Genomic DNA, 14109 nt, shown 5'->3' on the forward strand with positions numbered 1-14109 from the left:
CTCTGGTTAATTTCGGCAGGCGGATCAGCCGCCTCTTGCTCCGAACAAGCCGGTCTCGATGATATCACCCCAAGTGATCACCACGACCATTCCCAATAACAGGATCAACCCGAATGTCAGGGCCACCTCCTGCACTTTTTGCGGCATTTCCCTGCCCGCAATGGCTTCATATGCATTAAATACAAGGTGTCCGCCATCCAATACCGGCAGCGGAAGAAGGTTGAAAAAGCCGACTCCTACTGAGATCGCGGCGCAAATGCTTGCCAGCATCCAGAACAGACGTTCGAGCTTCTGACCGGTCGTCGCCTGCTCCTGTTCCCAAACCTTGTTAACCACGCGGCGGGAAATATCTCCGATTCCCACAGGTCCCGTCATGGCGTGCATCGACATCTTTCCGGTAACGATTCGCGTAAGCATCGTCACCGTCCGATCGATCGTCGCGCCGGTTTCGAGAACGCCCTGCCCCAAGGCCTCTACCGGATTGTAGTAGATGTGTTCCCCATACGAGATCGGGGCGATACTCACGCCAATCGTAGCCTGGGGGACTTGCTGCCCGAAATCGTTTTCACGGACAATTTCATCAGGGGTCACGACCAGGGCTTTCTCGGAATCGCCGCGCTGAACAACGAAATCAATTGGTTCATTCGGGTTCAGGATGATCGCCATCAAGACTTCGGACGTATCGCTAACCGAATTGCCATTTACTGACATGATCACGTCGCCGGATTCCATTCCAGCTTCAGCAGCCGCGCCATCTGGTACTACTGCGGCAATGCCGACCTTCATGACCGGTCGACCGTGAACGCCCAATATCAGAGCGAATATAAGGGTTGAAAGGATGAAGTTGGCAAATGGTCCTGCGAGACTGACGAGCGAACGTTGACCAACCCCGAGCTCTGGATATGCCCTACCAATCGGGCCCTGCTCAATCTTGCCGACATCGCCCGCCATCTGGCTCTCACCCACAAATTTCACAAAGCCACCGAGCGGAATCCAGTTCACGCGCCAGCGCGTGCCGTGCTTGTCAGTGCGTTCAAAGATCGGCTTTCCAAATCCCACCGAGAAAGACTCCACGGCGGCGCCAAACCAGCGCCCCACGATGTAGTGGCCGTACTCATGGACGATAACCACGATGCCCATCATGAAAATCAGGCAAAATAGAAACAAGGGTCCCTGGCTGAGAAAATCACCCAAAACGTTATCCTCCCGTACGACGCTGGGTCTTCTCTAGTACATCGCGCGCCATTTCTCGACTGAAACGGTCCAGCAAGGCAATCTCCTCCAGAGTATCGCAGGCGATTCCGTGCATATTTCCCGAAAAATAGCGATTCAACGTCTCTTCCACGATCCAGCTTATGTCCAGAAACCCGCAATGGCCCGCAATAAATGCAGAAACAGCCGATTCATTAGCGCAATTTAATACGGTCGTTGCCTGAACACCGTGTGCATATGCCTGACGCGCCAGCCGAATGGCCGGGAAGCGCGTTTCATCAACATTTTCAAAGTCCAGCCGGCCCAAGGTGGCGAGGTCCAGACGGTCCACGACGGTTGGAACCCTGTCCGGCCAGCCCAGCGCGTAGGAGATCGGCGTTTTCATGTCTGGCGCACCAAGCTGCGCGATGACTGAGCCATCGGTAAAGTGCGCCATGCCGTGAATGATCGATTGAGGATGGACGATCACATCCAAGCGCTCCCCTTCGACATCGAAAAGAAATCCCGCCTCGATGAACTCAAGCGCTTTATTCATGAGGGTCGCACTGTCGATGGAGTTCTTGACGCCCATGCTCCAGTTCGGGTGGGCGGCCGCTTGCTTGGGGCTCGCCATGCGCATCTGATCCAGAGACGACGTGAGGAACGGCCCGCCGGATGCCGTGATTGTCAACTTTTCCAGAGAGCGACCATCGCCAAGACATTGAAAAATGGCTGAATGCTCAGAATCGACTGGCAGTATCGAGACGCCCCTGCGTCGCGCCTCGCTCAGAATGAGCTTGCCACCGCACACAATGCTTTCCTTGTTTGCGATCGCGACATCATTTCCCGCACGTATGGCAGATATCGTGGATTTGAGGCCAGCTGCCCCAACAATCGCCGCCAACATGCGCTCCACCGGGCGCGCTGCTGCTTCTGCGATCGCTGTTTCGCCTGCCGCCGCTTCGATATCAGTTCCAGCCAGCAGAGTTTTCAGGGTCGGCAGCTGGGACTCATCAGAAATCACCGCGATTTCAGCATTGAACGCGATAGCTTGCGCAGCGAGACCTTCTGCATCCGAGCCGGCCGCAAGCGCTACGATCTGAAATGTCTGCCCTGCATTGGCGTTGGCGTGACGGACGACATCCAACGCAGACTTTCCGATTGATCCCGTTGCTCCCATGATGCTGATACGGCGGGTGGCCATCAGGACAGACCCAGTGCGGTCGAGAGTGACGGAAAGCTCCACAACAGAAGTGAACCAACGATTCCGACGGCGCCGAGGCCATCGACCCTGTCAAGAACACCCCCATGCCCGGGGAGCAGGTTGCTCGAGTCCTTCACCTTGAACCGGCGCTTGAGGCCACTTTCAAGAAGATCTCCGAGCTGTGCGGTAAATGACAGGCTGGCGCCCAAAAGCACCCACAAGATCAAACTGGAGTTCTGCAAATCCGCCGCAGCAATACCGCACACAGCCGTGAATAGGAGCGCGCCCGTTGCTCCACTCCAAGTCTTGTTCGGACTTTCCTGAGGCAACAGGCGCGGCCCACCCAAACCCCGCCCGACAAAATACGCCGCAGCGTCGGATGCCCAGACGAAGGACATGAAATACAATGCAACAGTGCGGCCATCCCAGGGTCCTTCGCGCAAGAACCAGAGACCAGCCGCCATGGCAGTAACATAGAACCAGCCAAGCATAGCAGCGGATCGTATCCGCAAACCGCCCGCATTGGATGCAAACGAAAGCGCCAACCCGAAACAACCCAGGAAGACGTGAAGCCAGGTCAAATCCATAGGAAGGCTGAGGCAGAATAGTGCGGCGGCAAAGCTCAGAAGCCAGCCGCGAGGATGCCCGCTCATTCCAGCCCATTCCCAAGCCATGATACCGCCGAAAAGCGCACAAGCAGCCGCCAACCACCATCCGCCTGACCATACGACGAACAAGCCGGCAGGAATAAGGAGTGCTGCCGTCAGCAAGCGGAGTCCAAGCTGGGAAAAGCGGCTCTCGGGCGGGGTCCAGTCGCCCATTATGCGCTCCCCTTCGAAACAGCGCCAAAGCGGCGCTCCCTTTCGCTATAGATCGCAACCGCCTTCTCCAGAAAGGAACGATCGAAGTCTGGCCATAACACGTCGAAGAACACGAGTTCGCTATAAGCGGCTTGCCACAACAGGAAGTTGCTCAAGCGGTATTCCCCACTCGTTCGGATGAGAAGATCTGGATCCGGCATATCGACCGTATCGAGATAGGAAGCGAAGATGTCTTCAGTCACATTCTCAGACGCCAACTTGCCGCTCTCGACATCCGCCGCCAGTCTGCGCGAAGCGCGCGCAATCTCCTCGCGCCCCCCATAATTGAACGCGATGTTCAAATAGAAATCAGCATTGTCCGCAGTTTCACGTTCCGCCCTCTCGACCAATCCAGCTATGTCATCCGGCAGACCCTGGCGCTTGCCGATAACCCTTATCTTCACGCCTTCCTTTTTGAGCCTTCCGAGATCTTTCTTAATGAAAGTTTTCAGGAGCCCAAACAGGGCGTTGACCTCGGATGCGGGCCGACGCCAATTCTCAGTCGAAAAGGAATAAACTGTCAGGTATCGAACACCAATCTGGCCAGCCGCCTCAACAGTGCGTCGAAGTGCTTCGACTCCTCGCTCATGCCCTGCAGCCCGTGGCAATCCACGAGCGTTCGCCCACCGACCATTCCCATCCATGATGATGGCAATGTGAGCGGGTACGCGAGATGCGCCCGCATGCGAGTCGGACGGCGCAGAGGCGTCGTCGGTCGACATCAGACCTGCATTATCTCCGCTTCTTTGGCTTTCAGTGCGTCGTCAACCTTGCTGACATAGAGGTCCGTCAACTTCTGGACTTCTTCAGACAGCGTACGGTGGCGATCTTCGCTGATATCACCATCCTTTTCCATCTTCTTGAGCGTGTCCATGCCATCCCGGCGAATATTGCGGACGGATACCCGTGCAGCTTCAGCATATTTGCCAGCAACTTTCTGGAGTTCAACACGGCGTTCTTCATTCAGCGGCGGTATCGGAATGCGCAAATTCTGGCCGTCCGTAACAGGGTTCAGGCCCAAGCCGGAATCCCGGATCGCCCGCTCAGTCGCACCAACGACAGTCTTGTCCCAAACATTGACCGACAACATGCGGTTGTCAGACACGGTGACCGACGCGACCTGGTTCAACGGCACCGTTGAACCATAGGCTGGGACCATAACCGCATCTAGCAGGTTCACTGAGGCCCGGCCCGTCCGCAGACCGCTGAATTCAGTGGAGAGAGACGCCAGGGCGCCTTCCATCCGGCGCTCAAGATCCTTCTTGTCATAGCTCATGACACTTACGCTCCATGATTGTTGATTGTTGTCGATGTGCCCTTCCCATGAAGGACTTTGAGGAGAGACCCCTCTTCCTTAAGCGAGAAGACCACGATCGGGATGTTGTTGTCGCGCATAAGACTCACCGCAGAGGGGTCCATCACGCGCAAATCCTTGGCCAGCAATTCCTGATAGCCAACCTCGTCGTAGCGCGTCGCATTTGCGTCGATCTTGGGGTCTGCTGTGTAGACGCCGTCGACTTGCGTCCCCTTGAGCAGGGCATCGCAGTTCATTTCGATCGCCCGCAGCGCAGCCCCGGTATCTGTCGTGAAGAATGGGTTTCCAATGCCGGCCGCAAATATCACAACGCGGCCTTTTTCCATGTGTCGTTGGGCCCGGCGGCGAATATAGGGCTCGCAAATCGACTCCATGCGGATTGCCGATTGCACGCGCGTCGGGACGCCAATGCTCTCAAGCACGCTTTGCATGGCAAGAGCATTCATGATCGTGGCCAGCATGCCCATGGAATCGGCCTGTGCACGCTCCATGCCCTTGGCCGCGCCCGCGACGCCGCGAAAAATGTTTCCGCCGCCAATGACGAGGCAGACTTCCGCGCCAGTGTCCTGAGCTTGCTTGATTGCATGTGCGAATTTCTCGCACGTCGGAATATCAATTCCGAATTGTCCGGGGCCCATCAGCGCCTCTCCGGAGAGCTTCAACAACACCCGTTTGTATTTCAAGGGGCTGGAGTCGGACTCTTCGGTCTGCATGGGCGGTGTCTCCGGTATTATCGGCCTTATAGGCTCCTAAAAGATTCCCGGCCGCCTGTCATGGGCGACCGGGATGTTCAAAGCCCTTTGCGGGCCGAAAGGCAAGCGTGATCAGCTGCCTTTTGTCATGGATGCAACTTCGTCGGCGAAGTTGTCTTCTTCTTTCTCGATGCCCTCACCCAGCTTGAAGTGCACGAAGCCCTTCAGCGTTGCGCCCTGCTCCTCGAGGAATTTACCAACCGTCTGGTCCGGGTTCATCACGAATGGCTGCTCTACAAGAACAACTTCCTTGTAGAACTTCTGCATCCGGCCAACGATCATCTTCTCGATGACATTGTCAGGCTTGCCGCTTTCGCGAGCCTGCTCGGTAAGAACGCGCTTTTCAGCCTCAACAATCGCCGGATCCAGTTCATCAGTGGTGGCGGATGCAGGCGACGTTGCCGCGATATGCATCGCAACCTTGCGGCCGACTTCTTCCAGATCGCCAGAACCGTCGAGGGCGACAAGCACACCGACTTTGCCCATGCCGGCCGTTTCAGCATTGTGGATATAGGAAGCCACCTTGCCGTCCGCCGTCAGCTTCGCACTGCGACGCAGGGTCATGTTCTCGCCAACGGTCGCAATCAGGCGTTTGATCAGGTCATCCACAGAACCTTCGCCATCCGGCGCTGGAGCAGAAGATAGCCCCTCGACGGACCCGTCCGTTTCGAGTGCAGCTTTGGTGATTCCAGCCAGCGCCGCCTGGAATTTCTCGTTCCGGGCGACAAAGTCGGTTTCAGCGTTCAATTCCACAATTGCGCCGGTCTTGCCGTCGTCCGAGACTTGGACTGAAACGAGACCATCAGCGGCGGTGCGTCCAGATTTCTTGGCTGCTTTCGAGAGGCCTTTCGCGCGCAGCCAATCGGTGGCCGCGGCTTCATCGCCATTGTTTTCGACGAGCGCCTTTTTGGCATCCATCATGCCTGCGCCAGTCTTCTCGCGCAGTGCTTTAACAAGCGCAGCGGTAATCTCAGCCATTGCTGTATTCCTTCAGTTTGGTCTTCAGGTCCGACGCCTGTTCCTAGGCGCCTGTTGTATCTTCGGCGGTTTCGCCTTCTGCGGCCACAGCCACGTCAGCTTCAGCCATGGCGTCGATATCTTCTAGCTCACCAAGGTCAACACCAAGGCCAGCCGTCGACTCTGCCAGGCCGTCCAGTACGGCATCCGCGAACAGGTTGCAGTAAAGGGAAATGGCGCGCGCAGCATCGTCATTACCAGGAAAGCCATAGTCGGCGTCAGCCGGGTCACAATTTGTATCAAGCACGGCGACGACTGGAATTCCCAGCTTGCGAGCTTCCTGGACAGCAATCGCTTCCTTGTTCGTATCGATCACGATCATAGCAGCCGGCAGGCCGCCCATGTCTGCGATACCGCCAAGAGAGAGCTGAAGCTTGTCACGGCGACGCTCAAGGTCGAGCAATTCCTTCTTGGTGAGCCCTTGGCCGCTGTCACCGCTTTCAAACATCGCGTTCAGCTCTTTGAGCTGCTTGATGGAATTGGAAACAGTGGACCAGTTGGTCAGCGTGCCGCCGAGCCAGCGATGGTTCATGTAATACTGAGCGCAACGGCCAGCAGCTTCGGCAATCGGCTCCTGGGCCTGACGCTTGGTGCCCACGAACAGGACCCGACCACCTTTTGCGACCGTGTCGCGCACAAAGACCAGGGCCTGGTGCAGCGAAGGGACGGTCTGAGACAGGTCCATGATGTGGATTCCCGAACGATCACCGTAGATATACGGCTTCATGCGAGGATTCCAGCGGTGGGTTTGGTGACCGAAGTGAACGCCAGCTTCGAGCAGCTGACGCATGTTGAAGTCAGGTAGGGCCATAGATTTTCTCCATCCGGTTGGCCGTCACGAGTGGAACGTTGGACCCCTATGGCCCGTCGCACCGGATGCACCCGTGAACTGGTTTCTGATGTGGCGGCTTATACAGAAAATGCCGATGCCTGCAAGAGTTCTGGCGCGGCTTTTGTCAGGCAGCCTTGAGGGGCTCGACGCGCTCCACGCCGGGCGCTTCTTTCAGGGCCCGCTGTGCACTCAGGCCAATCGTGTAAGTTGCCGGCAGCTTCATGGTGACAACCCGGCCGTCTTCCAGTGGCATTTCGATCAGGAGTTCGCCCTGTTCAAGGTCCTGAAGCTTTGCAAGATGGCCAACCACTCCCGCCAGATCGCCAACATATGCGCCAACAGCGAGCCGAATCTTGAGCGCCCCCATCGCCTTCGACAATCTGGCTGCTTCAAGCTTCAGTACCCGTTCAGCGTTCAGTTTGATTTCTTCGGCGTTTCGTTTCACCCCAACGGTGATCGCCACCGCATTGCCGACCTGAAGCAGATCGTAATTTTGGGACAAGGTTTCCGGGAAAACCATCATCTCGACTTCGCCAGATGGGTCGGAAAGCGTCAGGAACGCAAACTTGCCGCCATTGCGCGCAGGTTTATCGCTACGCGCGCGGACGACGCCGATCATCTCGAGCGGCTTGCCGTCCGAGGCACGATCCTGCACCTCCATGGCCAGGGTCACGCGTTCGCGGTCCAATCCCTCAAGCACGTCATCCAGGGGATGGCCAGAGAAGTAGAACCCGATCGACTTGAACTCCTGATCCAGTTTCTGTTGACCATTCCAGGCCCTGGTTTTCGGCAGCACCGGCCTTAGTGCAGGTTCGGCCTCGGCAAACAGACCGCCCTGCCCGCCTTGTCGGTCCTGGGCTGCACTAACCGCCAAATTTGCCAGCAGCGGCGCTGACTCCAGCATTCTGGCGCGGTTCGGCTCCATGCCATCGAATGCGCCGGCCTTGGAAAGCGATTCAAACGCTTTCTTGTTCACATGTTTCGGATCGACGCGTTCAGCGAAGTCGTAGAGATCCGCAAAGCGACCTTCCTTGTCCCGTATCTCGACGACATGTTTCATGGCCTCAAGCCCGACGCCCTTCAGTGCGCCGAGCGCATATACGACCGCGCCATCACGCACATCGAAGTCTGCCGAAGAAGTGTTTACATCAGGAGCCAGAACCGGAATTTTCAGTCGCTTGGCTTCCTGGAAGAAGGCCGCGAGCTTGTCAGTGTTGCCGATATCAAGACTCATCGAAGCGGCGAGAAATTCGACAGGGAAATGCCGCTTCAGGTAGCCCGTATGGTAACCGATCAACGCATAGGCCGCCGCGTGAGATTTGTTGAAACCGTAGCCGGCGAACTTCTCCATCGTATCGAAGATGTCGTTGGCGAGCTTCTCTTCCATGCCCTTTTGCTCAGCCGCACCTTCGACAAAACGCTTCCGCTGGGCGATCATCTCCTCGACTTTCTTCTTACCCATGGCGCGACGCAGAAGGTCGGCTTCGCCGAGAGAGTAGCCAGCGATCTCTTGCGCCATCCGCATGACCTGCTCCTGATAAACAGGCACGCCATAGGTGGCCTCAAGGACAGGTTTCAGGTCCGGATGCTGATAGACAACGGAGGACGGGTCTTCCTTGCCCTGGACATAAACCGGAATGTTTTCCATCGGACCGGGGCGGTAGAGTGAGATGATGGCGATGACGTCCTCAAGATTGTGCGGACGCACCTTCTTGAGCGTATCCCGCATCCCGGCGCCTTCGAGCTGAAACACGCCCAGCGTCTCGCCGCTTGCCATGAGGTCGTATGTGGCCTGATCATCCAGGCTTTGCCATTCCGGCCCGACATCCCGGCCGTCCCGTCGGATCAGCTTGAGCGCCCGGTCGATCACGGTCAGGGTTTTCAGTCCGAGGAAGTCAAACTTCACCAGCCCCGCCATTTCAGCGTACTTCATGTTGAACTGGGTTGCCGGAAGATCCGCCCTCGGATCATTGTAGAGCGGCACGAGCTCGACCAGTGGCCGGTCGCCGATCACAACACCCGCTGCGTGCGTGCCCGCATTTCGGTACTTGCCTTCCAGCGACAGTGCGACTTCCAGCAGTTCCCCAACACGCTCGTCAGCGTCGATTTCATCCTGGAATTTTGGCTCGTCGTCGATTGCATCCTGCAGCTTGGGCGGATTGGCGGGATTGAAGGGGATCAGCTTGGCAAGCCGGTCGACCTGACCATATGGCATCTGCATAACACGGCCGACGTCGCGGACGACAGCCTTGGCCTGCAATGTACCGAATGTGATGATCATGGCGACGGAGTCGGCGCCATACTTGTCGCGCACATAGCGGATGACTTCTCCTCGACGTTCCTGACAGAAATCGATATCGAAATCCGGCATCGACACACGTTCGGGATTCAGGAAGCGTTCGAAGAGTAGATCAAAGCGGAGCGGATCAAGGTCTGTGATCAGGAGCACCCAAGCGACGAGCGAGCCCGCGCCGGACCCCCGCCCCGGCCCCACCGGAATATCATTGTCCTTGGCCCACTTGATAAAGTCGGAAACAATCAGGAAGTAGCCGGGAAACCCCATGCGCTCGATGATCATCAGTTCGTAGTCAAGCCGCTCAAAATAGGTATCCCGCTCGGCATACAGCTTGTCCGCCGCGCCAAGACGGTATTCCAACCCCTCCAGGGCTTGCTTGCGGAGTTCTTCTGATTCCGAACGTCCTTCATTCGAAAAGTTCGGCAGGATGGGCTGGTGCGTCTCTGCCTTTACCGCGCAGCGCTGGGCGATTTCAAACGTGTTCGCAATGGCTTCGGGAATGTCAGCGAACAATTCCCGCATTTCTTCAGCTGTTTTGAGATATTGGGATGCATCGACACGCTTGCGATCTTCCTGGCCCAGATACTGGCCATTCGAAATACACATCATTGCGTCGTGTGCCTTGGCGTCCGACGGCTTCATGAACCGGGCATCATGCGTCGCTACCAGCGGCAAGCCCAGTTCATAGGCGAGGTCAATCAACCCCTCTTCGCAAGCATACTCATCTTCGGTACCATGACGCGTGATCTCTACATAGCAGCGCTCCGGATAAGCTGAAGCAAGCGTGGAGAGTTCGGTCCGAGCGTCCGCGATACGAGCCTTCAAAAGATGGCGCGCGACTTCACCTTCCGCGCCGCCGGTCAGCAGGATCAACCCGTCTGTTTTGTCCAGCAACAACTCCCGTGAAAGCTTTGGCACACCGTCGGCTGCGTCCAAATAGGCCCGCGACGACAACAGCATCAAGCGCTTGTAGCCTATCTCGTTCTGCGCATAGAGCGACACCCGTGTCGGTTCGCTCTTTGGCATACCGTCTGTCACTTCGAAACAGCATGCCATGATGGGCTGGATACCTGCATCCGTCAGCGTCAGCGAGATTTCCAGTGCGCCATACAGATTGTTACGATCAGTAATCGCCACAGCAGGCATTCCCTGCTCGACACACCAAGCCTTCAGGCCCTTGGGCGTGATCATGCTTTCGAGCAAGGAATAGCTCGACCGGACGGCAAGATGAATGAAGGGCGACTCAGTCACGGGAAATCTCCTTTTCACAGGATACTGTGCCGCGCGCATCACCACCAGACCAGAGGCCGGGCGCGGCCTTCCACAACTTAGTCCGGCCGGTAATCCACCAGCTTGCCATCAGCCAAGGTCAGGACGCGATCCATGTGGCGGATCAGTGACAGATTGTGCGTTGCCACCAGCACAGCAGCGCCTTCATCGCGAACCATTTTTATCAGGGTCGCGAACACGCGCTCCGTCGTACCGGGGTCTAGGTTTCCGGTAGGCTCGTCGGCGATGACAAGACGCGGATCGTTTGCCAGGGCGCGGGCAATTGCGACGCGTTGCTGCTCCCCACCCGACATTTGCGCGGGTTGGTGATGGCCGCGCTCATCAAGCCCCATTTCACCCAACAAGTGTTCGGCCTTTTCGCGCGCAGCAGATTGTTTCGTGCCTGCGATCATCAGAGGCATCGCCACATTATCCGCTGCATTGAATTCCGGCAGCAAGTGATGGAACTGGTAGACGAAGCCGATCTTGGCCCGACGTATCGCCGTGCGGCCCTTGTCGTCCAGGGCGAGGCAATCAATGCCATCCAGCATGACCTTGCCAAATTCTGGCCGCTCCAGCAGGCCAGCAGTGTGCAACAGAGTGGATTTTCCGGAACCAGATGGACCGACTAGTCCGACCAACTCACCTGCATTCAGCTGTAGATTGGTTCCACTGAGAACGTGCAATTCTCCAGCGGCCGTCTTGTAGTACCGGTCAATATCGCGAAGTTCGAGAACGGGTTGGGCCATTATTCAAACCTCAACGCGCTGACCGGGTCCTGACGGGAAGCCCACCAAGCCGGAATGATCGAAACGAGCATAGACATGCCGAGCGCATATAGACCGGTCTGCAGGACTTCACCCCAATCGAGGATCGCAGGCAGGCCCTCGAGACCGTAAACTTCCGCGTCGAAAACTTCACCCGGCACAAACAGATTGATGAAAGCCTCCACAGCATCGATGTTGGTGACAACAAGAATGCCGATCGCCATACCAAGCAACGCACCCAAGGTGCCAAGTATGGTTCCAACGAGCAGGAAGACACGGAGCACACCGCCGCGTCCAAGACCAATCGTTCGCAGGATGGCGATATCGCGTGTCTTGTTCTTCACCAGCATAACAACGCCGACGATGATGTTCAGTGTGGCAATACCCATGATCACCATGACGAGCATACGCACCATGGTCCGCTCAACCTGCAATGCGTTGAGATAGCCCGCGCGCTGGCTTTTCCAGTCAAATACGTAAAGCGCATTGCCGGTAGCTGCCGCTATGGCCTCCATGGCCGCGGCTGTTTTGTTCGGATCATCCAGTCGGATATCCAGCATTTGGTAGCGATCCTTGGACTGAAACAGGATCTGCGCCTGCTCCATCGGCATAAAGATATAAAGCCGGTCGAGCTCAACGCTTCCCGTCTTGAAAACGTCCCCGACAGTGTAGGCCTTGCTGCGCGGCGTTGATCCGAGAGGTCCGGCATTGGTCTGCGATGTAATGATCTCTACCTTGTCGCCCGGCCGGACACCGAGGCCTTCCCGGCCAGCAGCCAGAAATGCCCCCATCATGACGACATTGCCGCCATTCTTGCCTTCGCCAAACCCGGATTCAATGGCCGCCGCCCCGCCATCCTTCAGGAAAGGCATAGTGGCGAGGTCTTCCTTGCGGATGGCCCGCACGGCCGCCCCCGTCTTGCGACCATTCGCCGTCACGAGCACATATTCTTCAATATACGGTGCGACACTGGACACACCATCAATCAGAGAGATCGTCTCCGCAATCTGTTCGGCTTCTTCCTCTGTATACGACGCAACAACGCCGTAGACATGTGGCTGACCGCCCAGCAAAGCATCCAGCAAGGTCGCCCTGAAACCGCTCATGATGGACATGGTGATGATCAGCGCAGCAACCGCAAAGAAGATGCCGACAAAGGAAATGATCGATATCAGGCTTGCACCGCCATGCTCCCGCTTGGCGCGCAAGTACCGCCAGGCGAGTGTGCGCTCCAGCTTCCCAAACGGCGCGGCGGCTGACGGAATATCACTCATTCGGGCCGCACCTTGCTGAGGGCATCCGCGAGCGGCATTTCTGATTTCTCACCCGTTTTGCGATTCTTGACTTCAACGACACCGTTCTTGATACCACGTGGTCCGATGACAATCTGCCATGGTAGACCAATCAGATCCATCCGCGCGAACTTGCCGCCAGCCCTGTCATCAGTCTCGTCATATAGCGTGTCTATTCCGGCAAGTTCGAGTGCCTGGTAGGCTTGCTCGCAAACCGTGTCACATTCCTCATCGCCGACCCGCATATTGATGATTCCGACCTGAAACGGCGCAACGCTTTCCGGCCAGACAATCCCATTCTCGTCATGACAGGCTTCGATAATGCCGCCGACCAGACGCGAAACGCCAATGCCATAGCTGCCCATCTCGACCGGCACCATTTGGCCGTCCGGTCCCTGGACAACTGCGTTCATGGGTTCGGAATACTTGGTGCCGAAATAGAAGATATGGCCGACTTCAATACCGCGCGCAGAGACCTTCCGGTCTTCCGGCAGTTCAGCGAAGGCGGCTTCGTCATGCATCTCTTCGGTCGCGGCATAGTATTGCGTCCGCTTTTCGACTTCTGCTGTCAGGTCAGACGTGAAGTCCAGGTCCAGACCCGGAGCAGGCATATCCAGCAGGGTCTTGTCGCAAAAGACGGCGCTTTCGCCCGTCTCAGCGAGGATGATGAATTCGTGGCTCAGTTCGCCCCCAATCGGGCCAGTATCTGCGCGCATGGGCACACCGGTCAAGCCGAGGCGCGAGAACGTGTTGAGATAGGCACAGAACATACGGTTATAGGAGTGTCGCGCATCGTCTGCCGTCAGGTCGAAGGAATAGGCATCCTTCATCATGAACTCACGCCCGCGCATCACGCCGAAGCGCGGGCGGATCTCGTCCCGGAATTTCCATTGTTGGTGATAGAGGTTCAGCGGAAGCTGCTTGTAGCTCTTCACATATGAGCGGAACACATCGGTGACGAGTTCTTCATTCGTGGGGCCGTACAGCATATCGCGGTCATGGCGGTCGGTGATGCGCAGCATCTCCTTGCCATAGGCTTCATACCGACCGGACTCGCGCCAGAGGTCAGCTTGCTGCAGTGTTGGCATCAGCATTTCCACAGCGCCAGCGCGGTTCATCTCTTCGCGCACGATCTGTTCAATCTTCTTGAGGACGCGTAGGCCAAGCGGCAGCCATGTGTAGATGCCTGCTCCGTTCTGGCGAACCATGCCGGTGCGCAGCATCAGCTGATGCGAGGCGATGGCCGCATCTGACGGGGCTTCTTTGGATACGGGCAGGAAATACTTCGACAGACGCATGGAATCTCCGTGATCG

12 protein-coding genes are annotated in these 14109 nt (G+C 57.1%); all 12 read right to left on the reverse strand.

The features are described from left to right. Positions 1-24: 24 nt before the first annotated feature. Positions 25-1143, reverse strand: coding sequence for an RIP metalloprotease (locus tag CFA77_RS09460; RefSeq protein WP_206990484.1), 1119 nt, complete (start codon positions 1141-1143; stop codon positions 25-27). Positions 1144-1198: 55 nt separating this feature from the next. Continuing rightward, on the reverse strand, positions 1199-2395 hold the full coding sequence (dxr, locus tag CFA77_RS09465; protein WP_206990485.1) for a 1-deoxy-D-xylulose-5-phosphate reductoisomerase: 1197 nt from the start codon (positions 2393-2395) through the stop codon (positions 1199-1201). Further along, positions 2395-3216, reverse strand: coding sequence for a phosphatidate cytidylyltransferase (locus CFA77_RS09470; RefSeq protein ID WP_206990486.1), 822 nt, complete (start codon positions 3214-3216; stop codon positions 2395-2397). The genes dxr and CFA77_RS09470 overlap by 1 nt, the downstream gene beginning before the upstream one ends. Next, positions 3216-3977: an isoprenyl transferase gene (locus CFA77_RS09475; protein ID WP_206990487.1), complete on the reverse strand. Its 762-nt coding sequence runs from the start codon at positions 3975-3977 to the stop codon at positions 3216-3218. Before CFA77_RS09475 ends, CFA77_RS09470 begins: the two co-directional genes overlap by 1 nt. Then, positions 3977-4531, reverse strand: a complete 555-nt coding sequence (gene frr / locus CFA77_RS09480) for a ribosome recycling factor (RefSeq protein WP_206990488.1) — start codon at positions 4529-4531, stop codon at positions 3977-3979. Before frr ends, CFA77_RS09475 begins: the two co-directional genes overlap by 1 nt. Positions 4532-4536: 5 nt before the next feature. Next, complete coding sequence (pyrH, locus tag CFA77_RS09485) at positions 4537-5283, reverse strand: UMP kinase (protein ID WP_034812325.1); 747 nt, start codon at positions 5281-5283, stop codon at positions 4537-4539. 111 nt (positions 5284-5394) lie between these two features. Beyond that, positions 5395-6300, reverse strand: coding sequence for a translation elongation factor Ts (tsf, locus tag CFA77_RS09490; protein ID WP_206990489.1), 906 nt, complete (start codon positions 6298-6300; stop codon positions 5395-5397). Between the two features lie 43 nt (positions 6301-6343). Beyond that, on the reverse strand, positions 6344-7150 hold the full coding sequence (rpsB, locus tag CFA77_RS09495; protein WP_206990490.1) for a 30S ribosomal protein S2: 807 nt from the start codon (positions 7148-7150) through the stop codon (positions 6344-6346). Positions 7151-7295: 145 nt separating this feature from the next. Then, complete coding sequence (gene dnaE / locus CFA77_RS09500; protein WP_371822943.1) at positions 7296-10757, reverse strand: DNA polymerase III subunit alpha; 3462 nt, start codon at positions 10755-10757, stop codon at positions 7296-7298. Positions 10758-10795: 38 nt separating this feature from the next. Further along, positions 10796-11485 carry an ABC transporter ATP-binding protein gene (locus tag CFA77_RS09505; protein ID WP_206990492.1) on the reverse strand — a complete coding sequence of 230 codons (690 nt, stop codon included), beginning with the start codon at positions 11483-11485 and terminating at the stop codon, positions 10796-10798. Then, positions 11485-12777 carry an ABC transporter permease gene (locus tag CFA77_RS09510; protein ID WP_242517302.1) on the reverse strand — a complete coding sequence of 431 codons (1293 nt, stop codon included), beginning with the start codon at positions 12775-12777 and terminating at the stop codon, positions 11485-11487. Before CFA77_RS09510 ends, CFA77_RS09505 begins: the two co-directional genes overlap by 1 nt. After that, positions 12774-14093 carry a proline--tRNA ligase gene (gene proS / locus CFA77_RS09515; RefSeq protein ID WP_206990493.1) on the reverse strand — a complete coding sequence of 440 codons (1320 nt, stop codon included), beginning with the start codon at positions 14091-14093 and terminating at the stop codon, positions 12774-12776. The genes CFA77_RS09510 and proS overlap by 4 nt, the downstream gene beginning before the upstream one ends. Positions 14094-14109 lie beyond the last annotated feature (16 nt).

The organism is Hyphomonas sp. KY3, from assembly GCF_017309975.1.
Lineage (GTDB): Bacteria > Pseudomonadota > Alphaproteobacteria > Caulobacterales > Hyphomonadaceae > Hyphomonas.